The sequence below is a fragment of the Pseudomonas sp. TMW 2.1634 genome (assembly GCF_001703595.1).
Lineage (GTDB): Bacteria > Pseudomonadota > Gammaproteobacteria > Pseudomonadales > Pseudomonadaceae > Aquipseudomonas > Aquipseudomonas fragi.
The window spans coordinates 393,735-412,030 of sequence record NZ_CP016849.1; the positions used below are offsets into that span (position 1 = coordinate 393,735).

Annotated in this window: 29 protein-coding genes and 1 pseudogene; 27 read left to right on the plus strand and 3 right to left on the minus strand. The window is 56.5% G+C overall.

Annotated features, from left to right (window positions below):
• Genes BFC21_RS01875 through BFC21_RS01900 form a run of 6 tightly spaced genes read left to right on the plus strand, consistent with a single transcriptional unit; the run spans window position 1 to window position 3,694 of the window.
• Complete coding sequence (locus BFC21_RS01875) at window positions 1-978, plus strand: phage replication protein (RefSeq protein WP_120265572.1); 978 nt, start codon at window positions 1-3, stop codon at window positions 976-978.
• A complete protein-coding gene (locus tag BFC21_RS01880; RefSeq protein ID WP_120265573.1) occupies window positions 965-1,768 on the plus strand; it encodes a hypothetical protein in 804 nt (267 codons plus the stop codon). Before BFC21_RS01875 ends, BFC21_RS01880 begins: the two co-directional genes overlap by 14 nt.
• Complete coding sequence (locus BFC21_RS01885) at window positions 1,758-1,973, plus strand: TraR/DksA C4-type zinc finger protein (RefSeq protein ID WP_120265574.1); 216 nt, start codon at window positions 1,758-1,760, stop codon at window positions 1,971-1,973. The genes BFC21_RS01880 and BFC21_RS01885 overlap by 11 nt, the downstream gene beginning before the upstream one ends.
• Window positions 1,966-2,553: a DUF1367 family protein gene (locus tag BFC21_RS01890; RefSeq protein ID WP_120266679.1), complete on the plus strand. Its 588-nt coding sequence runs from the start codon at window positions 1,966-1,968 to the stop codon at window positions 2,551-2,553. The genes BFC21_RS01885 and BFC21_RS01890 overlap by 8 nt, the downstream gene beginning before the upstream one ends.
• On the plus strand, window positions 2,550-3,152 hold the full coding sequence (locus tag BFC21_RS01895) for a recombination protein NinG (RefSeq protein ID WP_120265575.1): 603 nt from the start codon (window positions 2,550-2,552) through the stop codon (window positions 3,150-3,152). The genes BFC21_RS01890 and BFC21_RS01895 overlap by 4 nt, the downstream gene beginning before the upstream one ends.
• Entirely contained in the window at window positions 3,149-3,694 is a 546-nt protein-coding gene (locus tag BFC21_RS01900; protein WP_120265576.1) for a hypothetical protein, read from the plus strand. The genes BFC21_RS01895 and BFC21_RS01900 overlap by 4 nt, the downstream gene beginning before the upstream one ends.
• Window positions 3,695-3,848: 154 nt before the next feature.
• Here the strand turns inward: BFC21_RS01900 and BFC21_RS27100 are convergent, their stop codons facing one another.
• Entirely contained in the window at window positions 3,849-4,079 is a 231-nt protein-coding gene (locus BFC21_RS27100) for a hypothetical protein (RefSeq protein ID WP_162939273.1), read from the minus strand.
• A 42-nt stretch (window positions 4,080-4,121) separates the two neighbouring features.
• Here BFC21_RS27100 and BFC21_RS01905 point away from each other — a divergent pair, with 42 nt between their 5' ends.
• Window positions 4,122-4,307 (plus strand): hypothetical protein, encoded by a 186-nt coding sequence (locus BFC21_RS01905; protein WP_120265577.1) that lies wholly within the window; start codon window positions 4,122-4,124, stop codon window positions 4,305-4,307.
• Here BFC21_RS01905 and BFC21_RS01910 read toward each other — a convergent pair.
• Complete coding sequence (locus tag BFC21_RS01910) at window positions 4,304-4,600, minus strand: hypothetical protein (protein WP_120265578.1); 297 nt, start codon at window positions 4,598-4,600, stop codon at window positions 4,304-4,306. The genes BFC21_RS01905 and BFC21_RS01910 overlap by 4 nt on opposite strands.
• Window positions 4,601-4,706: 106 nt before the next feature.
• Here BFC21_RS01910 and BFC21_RS01915 point away from each other — a divergent pair, with 106 nt between their 5' ends.
• The 18 genes and pseudogenes from BFC21_RS01915 to BFC21_RS02000 all read left to right on the plus strand — a co-directional run bounded on the left by BFC21_RS01915 (window position 4,707) and on the right by BFC21_RS02000 (window position 16,780).
• Window positions 4,707-5,033, plus strand: coding sequence for an MFS transporter (locus BFC21_RS01915; protein WP_120265579.1), 327 nt, complete (start codon window positions 4,707-4,709; stop codon window positions 5,031-5,033).
• Window positions 5,030-5,374 (plus strand): hypothetical protein, encoded by a 345-nt coding sequence (locus BFC21_RS01920; protein WP_120265580.1) that lies wholly within the window; start codon window positions 5,030-5,032, stop codon window positions 5,372-5,374. Before BFC21_RS01915 ends, BFC21_RS01920 begins: the two co-directional genes overlap by 4 nt.
• Window positions 5,375-5,715: 341 nt before the next feature.
• Window positions 5,716-5,961 (plus strand): annotated as a pseudogene (locus BFC21_RS27485) (hypothetical protein); the annotation flags it as partial.
• A 94-nt stretch (window positions 5,962-6,055) separates the two neighbouring features.
• A complete protein-coding gene (locus BFC21_RS01930; protein WP_162939274.1) occupies window positions 6,056-6,454 on the plus strand; it encodes a hypothetical protein in 399 nt (132 codons plus the stop codon).
• A 22-nt stretch (window positions 6,455-6,476) separates the two neighbouring features.
• On the plus strand, window positions 6,477-7,028 hold the full coding sequence (locus BFC21_RS01935) for a hypothetical protein (RefSeq protein ID WP_120265582.1): 552 nt from the start codon (window positions 6,477-6,479) through the stop codon (window positions 7,026-7,028).
• Window positions 7,006-7,524, plus strand: coding sequence for a hypothetical protein (locus BFC21_RS01940; protein WP_120265583.1), 519 nt, complete (start codon window positions 7,006-7,008; stop codon window positions 7,522-7,524). Before BFC21_RS01935 ends, BFC21_RS01940 begins: the two co-directional genes overlap by 23 nt.
• Window position 7,525: 1 nt before the next feature.
• Window positions 7,526-9,013, plus strand: a complete 1,488-nt coding sequence (locus BFC21_RS01945; protein ID WP_120265584.1) for a terminase — start codon at window positions 7,526-7,528, stop codon at window positions 9,011-9,013.
• Window positions 9,010-10,428, plus strand: a complete 1,419-nt coding sequence (locus tag BFC21_RS01950) for a DUF4055 domain-containing protein (protein ID WP_120265585.1) — start codon at window positions 9,010-9,012, stop codon at window positions 10,426-10,428. Before BFC21_RS01945 ends, BFC21_RS01950 begins: the two co-directional genes overlap by 4 nt.
• Complete coding sequence (locus BFC21_RS01955) at window positions 10,403-11,491, plus strand: minor capsid protein (protein ID WP_120265586.1); 1,089 nt, start codon at window positions 10,403-10,405, stop codon at window positions 11,489-11,491. Before BFC21_RS01950 ends, BFC21_RS01955 begins: the two co-directional genes overlap by 26 nt.
• A 24-nt stretch (window positions 11,492-11,515) precedes the next feature.
• Window positions 11,516-12,118, plus strand: a complete 603-nt coding sequence (locus tag BFC21_RS01960; protein ID WP_120265587.1) for a hypothetical protein — start codon at window positions 11,516-11,518, stop codon at window positions 12,116-12,118.
• 106 nt (window positions 12,119-12,224) lie between these two features.
• On the plus strand, window positions 12,225-12,953 hold the full coding sequence (locus BFC21_RS01965; RefSeq protein ID WP_120265588.1) for a hypothetical protein: 729 nt from the start codon (window positions 12,225-12,227) through the stop codon (window positions 12,951-12,953).
• Window positions 12,954-12,965: 12 nt separating this feature from the next.
• Window positions 12,966-13,928 (plus strand): major capsid protein, encoded by a 963-nt coding sequence (locus BFC21_RS01970; protein WP_120265589.1) that lies wholly within the window; start codon window positions 12,966-12,968, stop codon window positions 13,926-13,928.
• 46 nt (window positions 13,929-13,974) lie between these two features.
• A complete protein-coding gene (locus BFC21_RS01975; protein ID WP_120265590.1) occupies window positions 13,975-14,565 on the plus strand; it encodes a hypothetical protein in 591 nt (196 codons plus the stop codon).
• Between the two features lie 58 nt (window positions 14,566-14,623).
• Entirely contained in the window at window positions 14,624-15,127 is a 504-nt protein-coding gene (locus tag BFC21_RS01980; RefSeq protein WP_120265591.1) for a DnaT-like ssDNA-binding protein, read from the plus strand.
• A gap of 38 nt (window positions 15,128-15,165) precedes the next feature.
• Window positions 15,166-15,357, plus strand: a complete 192-nt coding sequence (locus tag BFC21_RS01985; protein WP_120265592.1) for a hypothetical protein — start codon at window positions 15,166-15,168, stop codon at window positions 15,355-15,357.
• A 48-nt stretch (window positions 15,358-15,405) separates the two neighbouring features.
• Window positions 15,406-15,774 (plus strand): hypothetical protein, encoded by a 369-nt coding sequence (locus BFC21_RS01990; RefSeq protein ID WP_120265593.1) that lies wholly within the window; start codon window positions 15,406-15,408, stop codon window positions 15,772-15,774.
• Window positions 15,771-16,367 (plus strand): hypothetical protein, encoded by a 597-nt coding sequence (locus tag BFC21_RS01995; RefSeq protein ID WP_120265594.1) that lies wholly within the window; start codon window positions 15,771-15,773, stop codon window positions 16,365-16,367. Before BFC21_RS01990 ends, BFC21_RS01995 begins: the two co-directional genes overlap by 4 nt.
• Window positions 16,364-16,780, plus strand: coding sequence for a phage tail terminator-like protein (locus BFC21_RS02000; RefSeq protein ID WP_120265595.1), 417 nt, complete (start codon window positions 16,364-16,366; stop codon window positions 16,778-16,780). The genes BFC21_RS01995 and BFC21_RS02000 overlap by 4 nt, the downstream gene beginning before the upstream one ends.
• Window positions 16,781-16,787: 7 nt before the next feature.
• Here BFC21_RS02000 and BFC21_RS02005 read toward each other — a convergent pair whose 3' ends face one another.
• Window positions 16,788-17,024, minus strand: coding sequence for a hypothetical protein (locus BFC21_RS02005; RefSeq protein WP_120265596.1), 237 nt, complete (start codon window positions 17,022-17,024; stop codon window positions 16,788-16,790).
• 174 nt (window positions 17,025-17,198) lie between these two features.
• On the opposite strand from BFC21_RS02005, the gene BFC21_RS02010 reads away from it, so the two are divergent.
• Together BFC21_RS02010 and BFC21_RS02015 are read left to right on the plus strand one after the other, a co-directional pair.
• Complete coding sequence (locus tag BFC21_RS02010) at window positions 17,199-17,846, plus strand: phage tail protein (RefSeq protein ID WP_120265597.1); 648 nt, start codon at window positions 17,199-17,201, stop codon at window positions 17,844-17,846.
• Window positions 17,847-17,856: 10 nt separating this feature from the next.
• Window positions 17,857-18,246, plus strand: coding sequence for a phage tail assembly chaperone (locus BFC21_RS02015; RefSeq protein WP_120265598.1), 390 nt, complete (start codon window positions 17,857-17,859; stop codon window positions 18,244-18,246).
• Window positions 18,247-18,296 lie beyond the last annotated feature (50 nt).

The window sequence follows — 18,296 nt, forward strand, 5'->3', positions numbered from 1 at the left end:
ATGCAGTACACCATCACAATCAACCAGCTGAAGGCATTGGAGTGGGGGCTGAATGCACAGCAAACCCTGCTGTTTGCGTTCGTCTATGAATGCCCAAGCTGGGCCAATCCGATCAAAACCGACACGGGGATCTACTTTGCCCTGAGCAAGGCCAAGATCGTCGACGAGCTGCCACTGCTCACCGATAAACCGGACACCGCTTACCGTCTTCTCAAAGCCTTGCGTGATGCAGGTCTTATCGATTTATCCAGCACGTCTAGCATCACCTTGGTTCGGCTTACCGAGAAGGCCAAAGAGTGGAATCGCAAAATCGACGGGTCGGAAAAATATCCGACCTCAGATGCTATCGAAGGTCGGATAAAGATCCGATCTGCCACGGATAAAAATCCGAGCAAGGTCGGAAATAAATCCGAGCCAGGGTCGGATAAATCTCCGATAAATCAGGGTACCAATTATCAGGGTACCAATCAGGTAACCAGTAATCAGGATTTGCCGGACGGATCGGGCAAGCCGAACCGATCCGGTCTGAAACTCGTTGTTGATCGCTCTGAAGCGCCACGGGTTGAAATCCCGGTCGACATGCCAGGCCCGAAAGACCAGACCTGCAAGACCTTCAAAGCCTGGGCCAATTACGCCATGGCTTACCGTAAACGCTATTCGACGTGGCCAGTCTGGAACGCCAAGGTTGGGGGCCAGCTGGGGCAATTGGTTGGCCGCCTCGGCGCCGATGTCGCCCATCACGTCGCTGCCCACTACCTGAAAACCAGCGATGCCGCCGTTCTGCGCAAGTGCCATAGCCTCAACGAGCTGCTGGCCAACGCCGAGAGCTATCACACCCAGTGGGTGACCGGTCAGCGCATCAACGGAACCACCGCCCGCCAGATGGAGCGCACCGAAGCGAACCTCTCCGCGGCGGAGCAGGCCGCACAAATGGTGCTGGCCAAGCGACAAGCAGGTAACCGCAATGAATACCTCTGAAATGAACGACCAGCAGGTCGCCGGGCTCGCTGCCGCAATTTGCGCGACTGCTGAGGCCATGGGGCAGGAAATGAACCCGGGCACCGCGGCAATGATGGCCGAGGATCTCTGCATGTACTCGGTGCCTGTGGTCAAGGCCGCGCTGAAGGCCTGCCGCTTCGAGGTGAAGGGCAAGCTGGCCATGGCCGACATTCTGCAGCGGGTGCAGTCCGCAGACGGCCGTCCGGGTAAGGATGAAGCTTGGGCCATCGCCATGACCACCCACGATGAATTTGAAACCGTGGTGCTGACGGATGAAATCCAGCTGGCGCTGGCCGCGGCAAAACCGGTTCTCGATGCTGGCGACAAGGTGGGTGCGCGCATGGCATTTATCAGCGCCTACGAGCGATTTGTGAGGCAGGCCCGCGAAGACGCCAAACCGGTCAACTGGCATGTGTCCGTGGGTTTTGATGCCGACCGACGCATTCAGGCCGTCACCCGGGCTGTGCAGATGCAGCGTATCCCCCAGGAACGCGGCCAATTGTATCTGTCTGACCTGACACACGAGCCAGTCAGCGAGGATGGGCATGCCATCGCAGGGTTGCTCACGGGTTCACCTTGCCAGCCGACCGATGAGGTCCGCACCAAGCTGGATGCGATTCGCGCTGACCTGGCCCGCAAGCGAAAAAAGAAAACGGATGCTCGTGAAGCAGAGCGCTGCCGCATTCTTGCCGAGCTTGACCTTCGCAAAACCCATTTGATCAGCCAAGCGGCTGCCATCCAATCCAAGGAGGCCGCCCGTGGCCGATGATGTCGATTTTGCAGATGAGCGTATCGAAAAAGAGCTGGCGTCAGCCCTTTCGGCTCGAATCGTTTACAGCGGCGTGAGCGCCCTTGAATGTGAGTGCGGTGAGGAAATATCCGAAGGACGCCGTCTTGCAGTGCCAGGTGTTCGGGACTGTATTACCTTTGCTGAGCATTCAGCTTTGAGATTGCGGGGTGTTCGCCGTGGCTGAGGTCGCACTTATCCGAACAGCACAAGGGCTGGTGCCTGCTACTGAGGCTGACCGCGAACTGACCCAGAGGTGGAAGCTTGGTCAAGTCATTCACGGCAAGTTCACCAAAATGCGCAACGCCAAATTTCACGGGAAATTCTTCTCGATGCTCGATCTGGCGTGGGAGTACTGGGAGCCTGTCGGCGGGCTGGTGCCCAGGCAAGAGCTGCGGGGTATTCAAGGGCTGGCCAAGTACTTTGAAGCGCAAAACGGCAAGCCTGGGCAACTGTCGGATGCAGTCGCTGCATATATCGCAGGCCTTGAGACTACCCGTGCCGAGCGCTTCCCAGCGGTTGATAAAAGTCGGGAGGCCTTTCGTGAGTGGGTGACGATCGAGGCTGGCCACTTCCACCTGGTGCATACCCCGGAGGGTATCCGCAAAGAGGCCAAGTCGATCAGTTGGGCCGGCATGGATGACCTCGCATTTGAGCCGCTTTATCGCGACGTTTTTAACGCCTGCTGGCGCCTGGTGCTGTCCGCGCACTTTGAAACGGAGCAGGACGCCTTAAGTGCTGCGGATCAGATCGGGAGTTATGGATGAGCATTCCTGCCAAGCAGCCCAAACCGAAGAAGTGCCGAGTTGCTGCTTGCGGGGCTTCGTTTGTTCCTGCGCGTTTGGGTCAGGCCGTATGCAGCCCTGCCTGCGCGATTCTGGATGCTCCGAAGAACCTTGAGCGTGCGCGCAAGTCGCTGGCTCAGATCGAGCGCCGGGAGATCAAGGTTCGCAAGGAGAAGCTGAAGAGTAGGGCGGATCATCTGCGCGAGGCTCAGGCCGTGGTAAACGAATTTATCCGACTGCGTGACGCCCACCTCCCGTGCATCAGCTGCGATTCCATACCCAACGATCACGATCTATTCACCGGCAGCCGGTGGGATGCTGGCCACTATCGCTCCGTGGGCTCGTGCCCTGAGCTGCGCTTTGAGCCGCTGAACATCCACCGCCAGTGCGTGAGGTGCAACCGCAACCTTTCGGGTAACGCAGTCGAGTACCGCATCCGGCTGGTTCTGCGTATTGGAGCTGAGCGGCTGGCCTGGCTCGAAGGGCCTCATCCGGCGCGCAAGTACACCGTGGAAGAGATCAAGGCCATCAAGGCTGACTACCGAGCAAAGACTAGAGAACTGAAGAGGGCAGCAGCATGACCTATCGCAATGTTGTTTCAGCCGTGGTTCGGGCACTCGCAGCCGAGACAATTAACTCCGTCGGCGGCTGCGACTTCGAGCCCAAGGTGCAATGTGCAAAGCAAAAGGGCGAGATCGTCGGTAAAGAAGCTGCTTTTCTCCAGGACTGCTGGGTATTCGGTCGGCTGCACAAGGCGCTAACGCCGGCGCACTGGCGGGCTCTGGTGGCGAAGTTCTCCACCCATACCGCGCGCAAACATGCCGCCATTGCAGAATTGACGCATGTCACGCGATCGCCGGCACCGGAACGGTTCCTGCACTGCGCAGTTGTGACGTGGGCGCTACCTCGGTTGCTAGGTGTGGACGGCAAGCGGTCCACCAACGTCCTGCCTGCAGGCTGGTATGAGATGGACAACTGGTCGAATGAGCCGCATCCGATCAAAACCCAAGAGCGGTGGAGGCGTGATATTCGCAAGGCACTGGAACGGGAGGTGGATGAGGCATTGGTCTCCGCCCAAGTCCTGTTGGATGCAGAGGGACTCATTGAGACACAAGCTGCTTGACGGCGAATGAACCAATGAGCCATTATTTACCCATCCTGTCATTCCTGCGTGTGTAGGAGTCAGCCGAAAATGCCTCGCCAGAGAAATCTGCCGGGGCTTTGTTGTATTCGGCCTAGGAGGTTTTATGCCAAGAGCACAACGTCGACACGACACTTCACGTATCAAGGCGCGTTTTTACAGAAAGCAGCGGGGGCATGCCTGCTGGACTACTGACCCGCGCAATGCCGGGCTGTTCGCCAATCATGGAAAAGTTTGTTCCTGTTGGATGTGCGGCAATCCGCGCAAGCAGGGGGAGCTTACCCTTCAAGAGAAGCGTGCAGATCTGCAAAGAATTGAGTAAACCCAATACGGTCGACTGCGCCGGGTTTTTGTTCTCAAATTTCAAGGCTCGCCGTACCGGGGGCTTTTTCCGTTTTGGAGGTCGACTTTGAAAAGTGAATACCGCCAAGCTGTTGAGTCGGTTATTTCTCAAGAAGCCAAATTGGCTGAAGTGAAGGAGATCCACGCTCAAGCTGTCGAGTGTGTAGCGAAGACAGCTAAGTGGGTAGCGTTGAATGAGGCCAGCCTGAAAAAGTATGAAGACAGGCTGGCAGAGCTTGAGTTGCCGCTCTAGAAGCCGAGGCAGGCTTCCAGGGTGTGCGGATATTCGGGTGTACCTTTAACCGCTTTTTCTTTCCGGTCGAGATCAATAACAACCATCAAGTCTTTGTTTGCGTTGAAATCGCTCGATACGTAAAGATCGGTGCAAATACTCGCGGCTGTACCGGTGGCTTCAATAGCATAGAAAGATGATGTTTCTTCCCATTTTCTCGAAGCTATTTTAGAAACTCTTTCAGTGAAGCTTGCATAACGCTTGTTGTAGTCATCGTCGCTTTTTATTCGAAAGGTGATTACGAAGTGCCCCATGGTTCCATCCTTTGTCGCGATTGTAGGACTCTCAATAGTAGCATGTAGCCATTGCTCGCCCTGAGAAGGGAATCTTTTCAAAACATGCCACCACGGAGTCGAGCGCATGGACTTCTTTCACCGCTTGTTCGACAAACTCGACTGGGCAATTGCTGGGTTACTCGGGGCTGTAGCTGCCGCTTGGTGGCACCGCGACGATTTAATTAACCGCAAGGCATGGGCTGTGTTCATCTTTTCGGGCGCCGTCTGCGCTCATTACCTGACCGGTCTTGTTAGTGCTTACTTCGAAATTGATGAACCTCGCAGCGTGGCCGGTGTTGGCTTCCTGCTGGGCACCTTCGGCGGATCGCTGATTGCTGCGATTACCCGAGCTATCAAAGCTGCTGATCTGTGGGCGTTGATCCGCCAGCGGTTCGGGGGAGGCGGGTCATGATCCTGGAATACATCAACGCCTATTCCGCTGGCGTCATTGCACTATGGGCTACCTGGTGCATCTTGAGCGGGAAGGTTCACGACGGAGTTGTGGGCAAGCTCATCTACGCGGTGATTGCCCTGAGTGGCTACGCGATCCTTGCACGCAATGAACGGATGTTCTTCTCGCCAACGATTGCCGGGACGACGCTGTATGTCTCGCTTGCTCTGGCCGGCGCCCGGCATTGGTTCATGGTCATGTACTGGCCGCGGGTTAAGGTTTGGATTTGCAATACGCTGAGCTACGAGCACTGCCTGCGCTGTGACGAGGCACCTGAAGGGATTGAGCGCCGAAACAAATAATCCACGGCAACCGTTTGAATGCGCCCGATCCTGGCGCGCAATCTTAGGAACTCAACATGGTCGACTATCAGATATCACTGGCGTCTTCATCATGCTTGGCGTGGTATGCGTCATTAGTGGTTGGGGGGTGATTTTGATCTCCTAAATTTGTATCTGCGTGGCTTGGCGCTGAGTCTGATGTGAGCAAGCTAATTAGCAAACAGACGATGATTAGCAGGGGAACTCGAAACATGTGCGACGCCTTAAAAGTGGATGTCGCATCCCATTCTCTACATGTCGCGATTCATTTCAACCGAACTAGTTACATTTACTCAAGGGGCAATCATCACTGGATTTTTCGCATGACCGTCGAGGTTCTGGAGTTCAAACGGGAGGACTGGCGAAACGCTGCCAAGACGCTTTGCAAGATTGCCTAAGACCTAGATGTCGCCGGGCATCCTGAACGTACCGTGGGTGTGCTGACCATTATCGGCCCAAAGGGCGAGGTAACCGTCTTTGGTCTTGGTCCTAAGTGCGACGACCTGCAGTACTTGGGTGATATACGTCTGAGTGAGCAGAAGCTGATTGACGTGCTGCTGGATGTCGGGGGAGTAGGCTTAACGGTGGACAGTTGGATTTGCGTTGGTGAGAATCACGCATCATTACTTTCGAGTACGTTCAATGCCTAGCCCGAAAATCCAAATGCTGAACGATAGCTATTACAAAGGGACTATGGGTTTCGATCAGTTTGTGCTGGGAGCAACACTCGCAGCTTGCGCATACCTGGCACAAACTGCGACTTACGATCAGCTTGATTGGAACCCTTCAACGCTCCAGCTTTTACCCTTACTATTGCTCGGGTTTACCGCTTTCTTTGGATTCAAACGTATTGAGTCCAGCATCCAAACCATAAAGTTGAACTCGGCTTATCTTCAGCTGTTATCTGATTATCCTAGGAACGCATTCCCGGAGCAGCGGGGGTTTGTACAGCAAGAAAGTGATCGGTCGGGCTTTTATTATGGTATCCGAAACAAATTCATCCTCCTCAGCTTCCTGGCATTTGTCTCAGTGAAAATACTGGTGAAGTACAACCTGTTTTGATTTCTTTTGCACTGGATAGCCAATGACAACCAAGCAACCCGACTGGGAGGCAATCCGCGAAGCCTGCAGCTTGGCCGGACTGCCAAGCGTCATTTATCACCACCTCCACCTGAAGGGTGAGGCATTCCTCTCTGGAGTTGTTCGCGGTCTGTTGTCGGCCGATATGGCGCACATCAGGTTGTTCGATGGTGAAGTCCCTGAAATTATTCGGGCCGAGGCCGAGTTTCCCGTTCCGCGTGGGCGGGTTGATTACCTTCTGATCCACGCCGATGGCTCACTCACCGTTTGCGAGCTAAAAGACGGCGCTAAGGGGAAGCAGCATGTCCTTTCTGGTCTTGGGCAATGCATTGCCTACGCAGTCCAGATAGGTATGGCTAACGCCGGAGTGCCAAAAATACGTAAGGCTCTCGTCTTCTCTTCATGGGGGCGACCAGAGGAAGAGCTGCTTGTCATGGATGCTTGCCGGTCGGCTGGCGTAATCGCCGTGCCAATGGGCGGTGAAGCAGCTCATCGTGATTCAGTGATGAGCTTTATCGAAAGGAACATCAGCAATGGCAACGAGAAAGTCCATTGACTGGGAATCTATAGAGGCCTCGTACCGCTCGGGCTCCCCGTCAGTCAGAGCGCTGGCTGAAAAATATGGCCTCACAGAAGGCGCAATACGCAAGCGAGCAAGCAAGGAAGACTGGAAGCGCGACCTAACTGGAAAGGTCCAGGCCGCGACTAAAGAGAAACTGGTACGCACAAAAGTACGCACGGAAAGTACGCAGCGCACTGATGCGGAAATCATTGAGTCTGAGTCTGATGTTCGTGCTGAACTCGTCCTGTCCCACCGAACTGATCTGGCTCAGTGGCGTGGCATCGCGAACAAGCTGTGCGATGCGTTATCCGGCATGGACGTGACCGCAGACAACGCCGGCGACTTCGCCCGATCCCTGAATGCTGGTGTTGACGCACAGCTGAAGGTCATCAAGGGCGAACGCCAGGCCTATAACCTCGACACTGAGACGGGTGACAAGACAGTCAGCGACCTGGCCGCAATGATGGATGAACTATCGAAGGAAGCCTGACATGAAGCCCGAGCACTTGAAGCTGCTCCGGGATAAGCGTTGGCGGATCAACAACCTCTACTTCATCACCGACAAGCAGGGCAAGAAAGTCCGCTTCCGGATGACGGACGAGCAGATCGAGTACTTCGAGGGGATGCACACTCGCAACATCATCCTGAAAGCCCGCCAGCTTGGCTTCACTACAGAGTGCTGCATCATCCAGCTCGACGCCGCGCTGTTCGAGTCGGCCAAGTGTGCCCTGATCGCTCACACCCTGAACGATGCCAAGCGCCTGTTCCGGGAGAAGGTCAAATACGCCTATGACAACCTGCCTGCCGAGATACGCGCTGCCAACCCTGCTTCTAACGATGCTGCTGGCGAGCTTGTCTTCAGCAAAGGCGGGTCGCTCTACGTGTCCACATCCTTCCGGGGCGGGACTCTGCGGTTCTTGCACGTATCCGAGTTCGGGAAGATTTGCGCCAAGTATCCGCACAAGGCCCGGGAGATTGTCACCGGGGCATTCGAGGCGGTCGCCACGGATTGCTTCGTCACCATTGAGTCGACGGCGGAGGGCAGGGCGGGCTACTTCTTCGACTACTCGCAGAGCGCGGAGCGGCAGCAACTGGCTGGTGTGCCCCTGGGCCTGCTGGACTGGAAGTTTTTCTTCTTCTCCTGGTGGAAGAACAAGGCCTATTGGCTTGACCCGACCGGTGTGGTCATCCCGCAACGCCTGACCGACTACTTCAACGAACTGCACGCCAAGCACGGGATCGTCACCAATGATGGCCAGCGTGCCTGGTACGCAGCCAAGGAGAAGACGCTCGGCGACGACATGAAGCGGGAATATCCGTCGATACCTGTCGAAGCCTTCCAGCAGTCAGTAGAGGGTGCCTACTACGCCCAGCAACTGACCAAGCTTTACGCCCTGCAGCGTATCGGTGTGATACCGAACAACGGCCACCTGCCGGTGATGACCTTCTGGGACATCGGTGTTGGCGACTCCACGGCCATCTGGTTCGTTCGTCAGGTGGGCGAAGAGTTTCACGTCATTGACTACTACGAAAACAGCGGCGAAGGCCTGCGGTACTACATGAAGGTGCTCAAAGACAAGGGCTACAGCTACTCCGAGCACTGGGGGCCGCACGATATTGATAACCGGGAATTTGGCAGCGATGCCAAGACTCGCCGGGAACTGGCCCGCGAGGGCTACGAGATCGACGGACAGAAATACAGCATGACGTTCCAGGTTGTGCCAAAGCTTGGGATCAACGACGGCATTGAGCAGGTTCGCGAGATCCTGCCCAAGTGCGTGTTTGATGAATCGAAGTGCGAGGAAGGTATCACCTGCCTTGAGAACTACCGCAAGGAATGGGACGACAAGCGCGGCTGCTGGAAAGACAAGCCGCTTCACGACTGGACCTCTCACGGCTCCGACGGATTCCGCTATTTCGCTGTCGCCAAGAGCGCGAGAAAGCCGGTCACCTCTATCAAAATGGGATACGCCCGATGAGCAACGACGTCTCCTTCAAACGGGCGGAATACACAGCAGTTCTGGATCGCTGGGCGACCGTCCGCGACGTCTGCGCCGGCCAGCACCGCGTTGTCTCCCGGTTGCCGTATATCAATGCTCACGACAAGTCGCCAGAGAACACCGACCGCAACAAGGCTTACCGTGAACGAGCAGTGTTCAAGAACGCAACCGGCCACACCCGTAACGGGCTACTGGGCCTGGCATTCCACAAAGACCCGACGCTGACTGTGCCGAAGAAGCTGGAGTATCTGCAGGACAATGCAAACGGCTCGGGGGTGAGCATCTACCAGCATTCTCAGGGCACGCTTGAGAAAGTACTCGAGGCTGGGCGGCACGGCCTATACGTCGACTACCACCAAGACGACAGCATTGGCGGGCACGCGGTGATCCTGACCTACTGCGCCGAGGACATCATCAACTGGCGCACCGGCATGGTGAACGGTCATAGCGTATTGACCATGGTGGTGCTGCGAGAGTCTCCAGAAATTCCAGACGGCTTCGGCTTCAAAACGGTTGAGCAATATCGGGAGCTGGCGCTGGAGGACGATGGCTTTGTTTGCCGGGTCTGGCGCCGATCCGGTCCCGAAAATGGCGGGCCGTTGGCTGTTACAGATGAGTTCAGGCCTTCGGGGGCTGGTGGACGGCTGAAAGAGATTCCCTTCACCTTCGTCGGGGCACAGAACAACGACCCAAGCATCGATGAATCCCCGCTGTACGACATCGCCATGATCAACCTGGGCCACTACCGAAACAGCGCTGATTATGAAGACAGTGTTTTCTGGTGTGGGCAGGCGCAGCCGTGGATCGCCGGCCTGGATGAGTCCTGGCGCGACTGGATGGAGAAAAATGGCGTCTATGTCGGCTCCCGGGCACCGATGATGCTGCCGGTCGGCGGTGCTTTCGGCTATGCACAACCACTGCCGAACACCTTGGTTAAAGAGGCGATGGCCGACAAAAACCAGATGATGATCGAGCTGGGTGCCCGGATGGTGGTGGCCTCCCTTGCCACCAAGACCGCCACTGAGTCCCGCGGCGATCAGTCAGCTTCCACCTCGGTGCTGGCTGGCTGCGTGGCGAACGTCAGCGAGGCCTACACCCGGGCGCTCATGTGGTGCTGCGCCTACATGGGCCTTGCCGACAAGAAGGTTGCCTACCAGGTCAATCAGGAGTTCGTTGAACTGACGGCCGACCCGCAGATGATCACCGCCCTGGTTGGCTTGTGGCAGAACGGCGGTTTTGCGAAGGCGGACCTTCGGGCGTATCTGCGCAAACTGGGGCTAATAGCACCAGAGCGCACCGACCAACAGATCGACGGCGAGCTTCAGGAGCAGGGCGACGGCCTGGGCCTGGACGATGAGGACACAGCAAGTGGCGGCAAACCAAGCGATTCTTGATGCGACGATCCGGCACGCGGTCTTCCTCGAAAAGCTCAAGGCTGGGGAGGTGGGCAAGTTCGCTCCCTTCCTCAAGGAAATTGACCGTTCGATCCGCGAACGACTCACCCAGTCGGATCTGACCGAGTACAACGTCAAACGGCTGGAGGCGCTGCTCAAAGAGGTCGATAGTCTGTTGCTGGGCATCTTCGACCGCTTCAGCCTGCAACTGAGCCTCGACCTGGTGGACATCGCCGCCTATGAGGCGGAGTTCGAAGCGACCAGTCTTGCCAGATCGGCACCGGTTGGCATATCGCTGGATGTGGTCGCGCCGACGGCTGCTGCAATCCGCACCGCTGTGCTGACGAACCCGCTCAGCGTGCGCGGTACTGGCGGCGGGAAGCTGCTCAAGGCCTTTATCAAGGGCTGGACCAATGCAGAGCGGGAGCGAGTCACCGGCACGATCCGGCAGGGCTTCTTTGAAGGGCAGACCAACTTCCAGATTATCCGCAATATTCGCGGCACCAAGGCGGCCGGGTACAAGGACGGCATCCTCGCTACCACCAACCGCAATGCCAGCACAGTCGTGCACACCGCGATTCAGCATGTGTCCTCCCAGGCGCGCATGGAGGTGGCCAAGGCCAATACTGATCTGGTGCTTGAAATACAGATGATCGCCACGCTGGACAGCAAGACCAGCCAGCTATGTCGCTCGATGGACAAGCGCCGGTTTCCGTTGGACTCAGGCCCAAGGCCGCCGTTTCACCCGAACTGCCGCACTACCTTCATTCTGCTGACCAATCTCAGTGAGATGTTTGCCAAGGGCGCTACGCGGGCTTCGGTAGGTTCCCATGGTGGTCAGCAGGTCAGTGCGGATCTTGATTACTACCATTGGCTTCAGCAGCAGCCTGCAGCGTTCCAAGCCGAAGCTCTCGGACCAGTTAGGGCCAAGCTTTTTCGTGAAGGTGGGCTGAGTGTTGAGCGCTTCGCAGAGCTGCAGCTTGATCGCAATTTCGCACCGCTGACTCTGGCTAGGATGAAAAACCTAGAACCGCTGGCTTTTGAGCGAGCCGGGTTGTTATAACGCCTTCAATTAAATGGAGGCGACATGAAATATTTCGTGGTGTTTGGAGTGCTGATCGCTTGCATAGTCAGTGCACTGCTGGGATTTACTCTGGGCATAAATTTGAACCCCGAATCAACCACTACATATGTGCTTAGTTGGGGTAGTTTAGGTGATTGGGTTGCTGGTATCGGTGCTTTTTTTGCTGTCGGTGTCGCTCTTTGGCAAACGCATCAGATGCGTCGTGAGGATGTAGAAAAACTTTCAATCAATCAGCGCCAGATTAGAGGGAATTGGGCGATATCGATAGTTTCCTGTGGGAGAAGGCCTTCAAAAGTTATTGGCGTGGGCCTTTACTCCAAAAAGAGCGGTGTAACTCTCCCGTTAAAGAGCTTTATTTTTAACGACCGACAACCGAAATTTCCGATAACTCTCGACTACTCGGACAGCCTTGAGCTTTTCACTGCTCAAGGCAGGCTCCTGGATTTGGCTATGGCTGCAACACATAGCTTCAACGGTGACATCGCTGACGTTGAGCTAATTGTTCAGACGACCATGACGGACTTCAAACAAGCCCTTCCAGAGGAAACAAAGGCTGCAATTATCAATGCTGGCCCAATGTTTTTTGCCGGTGCTAGAGCACCGTAAGTTACAGATTAATCATCGATTGATTTTGTTGGACTAGAGCCCTGGCAACTGCCGGGGCTTTTTTATACCTGCAAAGCAGGCTACCAAACCCAAGGGGTGCATCAACGTGGCAGAAGAAAACGAAATCGACCTGGAAAACCCGGCAATCAAGGCCGCAATCGCGACTGCCGTTGAAGCCTCCGTAACCGGTTTGAAAACCAAGAACTCGGAACTACTGGGCAAGCTGAAGGACACCACCAGCAAGTTGACCCAATTCGAAACCCAGTTTGAAGGCATCGATATCGACGCCGTTAAAGGGCTGCTCAGCCGCGCCGGCCAGGACGAAGAAACCAAGTTGCTGACTGAGGGCAAGGTGGACGAAGTGTTCAATAAGCGCACCGAGCGTCTGCGCGGCGAGCATGACAAGCAATTGAAGACTCTCGCCAGCCGCGCCGAGAAGGCTGAGGCCTTCGCCGCCAAGTTCCAGGGCAAAGTCCTGGGCGACTCGGTGCGCGGCGCAGCACTGAAGGCTGGGGCTCTGCCGGAAGCAACCGACGACATCATCCTGCGCGCCAAAGGCGTGTTCTGTCTGAATGAAGAGGGCGAAGCGGTCGCTGTTGATGAGTCTGGCCAGACCATCATGGGCAAAGACGGCAAGACCCCTCTGACCCCGCTCGAGTGGGCGGAATCTCTGCGCGAAAGCGCACCTCACCTGTGGCCAAGGGCTTCAGGCACGCAAGCCCCGGGCGGGGGTGGCGGCCAGGCTGCATTCAAACGCTCCGAAATGACGGCTGAGCAAAAGCGCGACTATCAGCGCAAGCACGGCCAAACCGCATACCTCGCATTGCCCAAGTAAGGGGACAAGCCCATGGCTACAACCGTAAACAGCGACCTGATCATCTACAACGATGAGGCGCAAACCGCATATCTGGAGCGCATTCAGGACAATCTGGATGTATTCAACTCATCGTCCAACGGTGCAATCGTTCTCGATAACGAGTTGATCCAGGGCGATTTCCGCAAGCGTGCGTTCTACAAGCTCGGTGGTGGCCTGGAACACCGTGATGTGAACTCTGAAGGCAAAGTCACTGCCAAGAAAATAGGTGCCGGCGAGACTGTAGGCGTCAAGGCACCATGGAAGTACGGCCCGTACCAGACCACCGAAGAGGCGTTCAAACGTCGCGGTCGTCCGGTAGAAGAGTTCTCCCAGATCATCGGCGCCGATGTGGCCGACGCAACCATCGAAGGCTTTATTGAGTACGCCACCGGTGCGCTCAAGGCTGCCATCGGTTCGAACGCCGCCATGGTGGTTTCTGCCAATATCGAAACCGATGGCAAGAAAACCCTGACCCGCGGCATGCGCAAATTTGGCGACAAGTTCGGGCGCATTGCACTGTGGGTCATGCACTCCAGCGCCTACTTCGACATCGTCGACGAAGCGATCACCAACAAAATCTACGAAGAGGCGGGCGTTGTGATCTACGGCGGCCTGCCTGGCACTTTGGGCAAACCGGTGCTGGTGACCGACAAGGCGCCAGTGGACGCCATCTTCGGCCTGCTGCCCAACGCCGTGGTCATCACCGAGTCTCAGGCCCCCGGCTTCCGTTCCTACAACGTCAACGACGAAGAGAACCTGGCAATCGGTTACCGCGCCGAGGGCACGGTGAACATCGATGTGTTGGGTTATAGCTGGAAGGAAACCACCGGTGGCACCAACCCAACCCTGGCAGCCGTTGGCTCGGCTGCGAACTGGGTCAAACACTCGGACAGCAACAAGGTCACTGCCGGCGTCATGATCAACCTCACCACCACGCCACCAGCCGGCGGCTGACAATCACCCCAGGAAGCGGCCAGCGTTGGCCGCTATGGAGACTCCGATGGAACTCGTTTATACGAACCAGCTTGACGGTTTTGAGCCGGGCAAGCGTTACCGCGTCCCGGGCCTGTTCCGTAACGTTGAGCGTGATGCCACGGCGGTTACAGTGATCGGCGACTATCCCGATATCGTTAAAGCCTATGAAGAAGCAGGCGTCGAGGTTGAGGTGGTCGATATGGTCCGGCCGGTTTCTGTGCTTGCGGTTGGTGGCGATCAATCCCAAGTAGACGAATTAGTTGGCCGCCTCCAGGCGGAAAGTGATGCTCTTCGAGTGTTGATCGAGGCTGCTGAGGGCCTGAGTCCTCTAGAACACCCCGAGGCCGGTGAGCTGCCTATTCGGCTGTTCGATGCGCTCAAGGCTATCCATACTTCGGTTGGCGAGCTTGTATCCGAGCGCGACAGTCTTCGGTCTACCGTGGATGCTCTGCATGGTGATATCAAAGCGCTCAAGAAAGCTGCAATTACGCCGGCTGATGAGGCCGATGAAATCGCCAGGCTGAAAGCCGCGCTTGATGGAGCAAACGTTCAGTATCGAGCCAATGCATCGAAAGAATCCCTGGAAAGGCTCGTCGCTGAGCTGTCCAAGGAGTGACAGGGCTGGCTGACGTTTGTCCGGCGGCAACCTTCAAACCATTCCAGCGAGTTGACGCATGACACTCATCATCGAGGACGGCACTGGCAAGCCTGACGCCGAAAGCTACGCGAGCGCCGCAGATCTGGTCCTGTATGCCGTGAAATTCGGCACGGTCATCCCCGCAGGTGCTGCTGAGCAGGAAGCGTTGCTTCGCCGCGCGGCCCTGGTGATGGATGGCATGACCTGGAAGGGGCGCAAGACCAGCAGCGAACAGGCTTTGTCCTGGCCGCGCCGAGAAGTGCATCTGGATGGCGAGAACAAGGCTGCCAACTACTTGCCTGCGCGCATCCAGTACGGGCAGATGGCGCTGGCTGCAGAGATCCATCAGGACGACATCGATCCAGTAGAGAAGCGCAAGGGCGCGGTACTACTGGATCGTGTTGAGGGGGCGGTAACGCGACAGTACGCAGCTATCCCCAGTACCAGTAACCGACTGCTACCCGCAGCGCCGGATCGGCCGAGCGCTACGCAGTTTGCTGATTACTTGATACGGCGTGGGTTGTTTGCGATTCGAGCTTAGTGATAACGTCGGAGACTATTAATTCTAGGAATATCCAGATGGAAAAGTTCAAGGATGATGATGAAATGATCGCCTGGGATCGTTTCGCTCTCTCTGCTCTGAAAGTTGCCAGTGATCAAGCAGCGAAATATACAGCCGGCTCGCCAGAGAGATCCGTCGATACGATAACGAAGAACGCAGCTTTACTCGCGGACTCGTTACTGCGTGAACGCAGAAAGCGAATTTCTTGAAATTTTAAGCCCAGCCATCGCGCTGGGCTTTTCACATCTGGAGCCACAATGGCCTTTTACGACGAAATGGCCGTGATGGCCCTGGAGATGATCACAGAGTTCGGCCAACCCGTAACCCTCAGCAAGACGGAGCCGGGCGAGTACGATCCGGAGCAGGGCGGCGAAGCACCAGGCGCTACCGTCGAGCAAACCGCCAAGGGCATCCTGCTCGACTTCACTGGCCTGGAGTTCCAGAACAACAGCCTCATCAAGCAAGGCGACAAGAAGCTCAAGATCGCTGCCCAGGGGCTTGAGTGGGTGCCTGACCTGCTGAGCAAGGTGTCAATTCAAGACCGCACCTGGTCAATCGTTCCTCCGCTCAAAGAGATCAACCCTGCCGGGACACCGATACTCTACGAGTTGCAGGTGCGATCATGAGCAATCCTTACGCAGGCAAGAACGGCAGTTTCTCAGCTCAAATCCGGGCCTTCGCGGATCGAGCGAAAGGTGCCATTGATATGACGATGCGCGACATCATCATCAACATAGGCAGCAGCGTTATCACGATGTCACCTGTGGGCAATCCTGATGTCTGGAAGGTCAACAAGATCAGCCGCGAGTACAACCAGGCCGTCGCGGAACACAACGAAAACCTGCGCCAAAATCCGCAAAACTTCGACAAACGTGGCTATCTCAAGCGCGGTTTAAAGCTCAATGACGGCATGGGCATACGTGCGCCGCAGGGCTATGTGGGCGGGCGCTTTCGCGGCAACTGGATGTTCAGTATCGGATCACCCGACACCTCGACGTTGGATCAGGTAGACCCCGGTGGCAGCCGCTCCATGGCACGTATCGTCAATGGTGCCCTGGAGTTCAATGCAGGGGAGACGGCGTACATCACCAACTCACTGCCTTATGCCATTCCCTTGGAGTACGGACATTCAACTCAGGCACCGAGCGGTATGGTTCGGATCACCCTGGCCAACTTTCAAAAGATTGTTGAAGAAGCCATCAGGAAGAACCAGGTATGAGCCATAAGATTGTTCGCTCACTGTTTGAGGCCCGGCTGGCTGCTTGGGCAAAGCTGCAAAAGCCAGTGTTGCGCATTGCCTATCAAAATGTGGTGTTCAAGCCTGCTGACGGCGAAACCTACCTGCGGGCTTTCTCGATACCTGCGCGCACGGGGAGCGACGACCTCGCTGGCGAACATCGTGTTTATACCGGTCTGTTTCAAATCACCATCGTCACACCTGCCGGAGTTGGTTCCGGTGCGGGCGAAGGGTTGGCAGAGGACTTGTCTGCTTTGTTTGCCCTCAATGATCGATTAAGCCGGGGTGACTTCACGGTACTGGTGATGACCCCGATCGAGCCAGGTCCCGAGCAACAAGAAGACACCGGCTATGCGCTGCCTGTGTCTTTTCAGTACCGTGCCGACACGGCTTGATGAGTACTTAGGATTTGGCGCGGCGGCTTCTGAACCACTTCACCAAATACCAAGGCGACGCCAGAATCAGCACAAGAATCGCCGCCAGAGGCAGAGAGTCTACCCACAGCGATCCCAGCAGCCTGGACTTGACCAACCAGCTTTCGGCGCTATTCGGGTCGGTTTGGGCGTAGGCCGACAGCAGTGCAATCACTGAGGTGATTATTGCGAACCAAATGGCGCTACGAATTTGCTCTCGATTCATATGTGTTTGATTCCCGGAGTGGCATTAAGTAAGGCGCGCGATCCTATCAACCAGCCGTCATCCGGTCGATGGCTCTATTTGTCAATCCACTGACTTCAACCCAATACGCCCATAGGGCACAGCCTGAACCCGCCATCGAGCGGGTTTTGTCATTTCTGCAAAGAGGAAAAACCAATGGGCTACAAACTCCCGAACGGCGGCACATTCCAGCACGCCGCCACCTATGCAGCAGCGCTGGCGTTTACAGCGATCAGTAATGCCACCGAGGCTGTGGCCACCGTGGCAGATGCCGATCTTGAAGTGGGCGATATCGTGTTGGTCGAGTCCGGCTGGAGCACCCTTAATGGGCGAGTAGTGCGAGTAAAAACCGCGACTGCGGTGTCGATCACTCTGGAGGATATTGATACTTCGGACACGCAAAGCTTCCCGGCTGGCTCCGGCGGCGGAACCCTCAAGAAGATCGAAACATGGGTGCAGATTCCGCAAGTCTCCGACGTGGCGTTTTCCGGTGGCGAGCAGCAGTACACGGATGTGGTCTTTCTGGAAGACAAGCAAGGCCGCCAAGTGCCTACCGATAAGTCGGCAGCCAGCATGACGTTGACCATTGCCGACGACCCAGGCAAGCCTTTTGTGAAGGTGCTGGAGGCCGCGGACGCAGGTCGAAGGATCGAAGCCGCTCGCCTCAACCTCCCAGGTAACGACACCATTTTCTATGGTGCCTACACCTCGTTTTCCAAGCAGCCGACGGTGGCGCGCAACAACGTGCTGACCCGAACCGTCAACTTGGCCCTGCAGGCCGAACCTACTCGCTACATGGCGTAAGGGGGCAGTTATGGCCAAGTTCAAAATTGCACAGAACCCGACCTTCAAAGCTGACGTCGAGATTCCGCGTGTGGGTGGCGAGTTCATCAAGGTCCCGTTCGAGTTCAAGTACCGCGACCGCAAGGCGCTGGCAGCGCTGTTCCTCGGCTGGCAGCACACCTTGAAGGCCGACGAGGCACGGTTCAAGGCGATGGGGGAAGACCTGACCATCGTTGATCTGACGGATGCGGGTATCGAGCGTCAGGTTGAGCAGGTTGAGGCGTTGGTTTCGGGATGGGGCTTCGATGACAAGCTCAGCCCGGAGTCGATCCGCGCTCTGGTCGAAACCTCAGCGGGTGCGGCTGAGGCCATTGTCAAAGCCTACCAACAGGCCTTCGATACATCCCGCCTGGGAAACTGATCGAGGTCGGCCGCGCCCTCTACGAGCCGCCCGCATCGGCTGCGCAGCTC

Coding starts and splice junctions, on each gene's coding strand:
- BFC21_RS01915 (WP_120265579.1), top strand. CDS start 4,707: ATGGACTTCTTTCACCGCTTGTTCGACAAACTCGACTGGGCAATTGCT.
- BFC21_RS01985 (WP_120265592.1), top strand. CDS start 15,166: ATGGAAAAGTTCAAGGATGATGATGAAATGATCGCCTGGGATCGTTTC.
- BFC21_RS02000 (WP_120265595.1), top strand. CDS start 16,364: ATGAGCCATAAGATTGTTCGCTCACTGTTTGAGGCCCGGCTGGCTGCT.
- BFC21_RS01880 (WP_120265573.1), top strand. CDS start 965: ATGAATACCTCTGAAATGAACGACCAGCAGGTCGCCGGGCTCGCTGCC.
- BFC21_RS01935 (WP_120265582.1), top strand. CDS start 6,477: ATGACAACCAAGCAACCCGACTGGGAGGCAATCCGCGAAGCCTGCAGC.
- BFC21_RS01940 (WP_120265583.1), top strand. CDS start 7,006: ATGGCAACGAGAAAGTCCATTGACTGGGAATCTATAGAGGCCTCGTAC.
- BFC21_RS01945 (WP_120265584.1), top strand. CDS start 7,526: ATGAAGCCCGAGCACTTGAAGCTGCTCCGGGATAAGCGTTGGCGGATC.
- BFC21_RS01970 (WP_120265589.1), top strand. CDS start 12,966: ATGGCTACAACCGTAAACAGCGACCTGATCATCTACAACGATGAGGCG.
- BFC21_RS01975 (WP_120265590.1), top strand. CDS start 13,975: ATGGAACTCGTTTATACGAACCAGCTTGACGGTTTTGAGCCGGGCAAG.
- BFC21_RS01930 (WP_162939274.1), top strand. CDS start 6,056: ATGCTGAACGATAGCTATTACAAAGGGACTATGGGTTTCGATCAGTTT.
- BFC21_RS01990 (WP_120265593.1), top strand. CDS start 15,406: ATGGCCTTTTACGACGAAATGGCCGTGATGGCCCTGGAGATGATCACA.
- BFC21_RS01960 (WP_120265587.1), top strand. CDS start 11,516: ATGAAATATTTCGTGGTGTTTGGAGTGCTGATCGCTTGCATAGTCAGT.
- BFC21_RS01995 (WP_120265594.1), top strand. CDS start 15,771: ATGAGCAATCCTTACGCAGGCAAGAACGGCAGTTTCTCAGCTCAAATC.
- BFC21_RS01920 (WP_120265580.1), top strand. CDS start 5,030: ATGATCCTGGAATACATCAACGCCTATTCCGCTGGCGTCATTGCACTA.
- BFC21_RS01950 (WP_120265585.1), top strand. CDS start 9,010: ATGAGCAACGACGTCTCCTTCAAACGGGCGGAATACACAGCAGTTCTG.
- BFC21_RS02010 (WP_120265597.1), top strand. CDS start 17,199: ATGGGCTACAAACTCCCGAACGGCGGCACATTCCAGCACGCCGCCACC.
- BFC21_RS01900 (WP_120265576.1), top strand. CDS start 3,149: ATGACCTATCGCAATGTTGTTTCAGCCGTGGTTCGGGCACTCGCAGCC.
- BFC21_RS01910 (WP_120265578.1), bottom strand. CDS start 4,600: ATGGGGCACTTCGTAATCACCTTTCGAATAAAAAGCGACGATGACTAC.
- BFC21_RS02005 (WP_120265596.1), bottom strand. CDS start 17,024: ATGAATCGAGAGCAAATTCGTAGCGCCATTTGGTTCGCAATAATCACC.
- BFC21_RS01980 (WP_120265591.1), top strand. CDS start 14,624: ATGACACTCATCATCGAGGACGGCACTGGCAAGCCTGACGCCGAAAGC.
- BFC21_RS01895 (WP_120265575.1), top strand. CDS start 2,550: ATGAGCATTCCTGCCAAGCAGCCCAAACCGAAGAAGTGCCGAGTTGCT.
- BFC21_RS02015 (WP_120265598.1), top strand. CDS start 17,857: ATGGCCAAGTTCAAAATTGCACAGAACCCGACCTTCAAAGCTGACGTC.
- BFC21_RS01875 (WP_120265572.1), top strand. CDS start 1: ATGCAGTACACCATCACAATCAACCAGCTGAAGGCATTGGAGTGGGGG.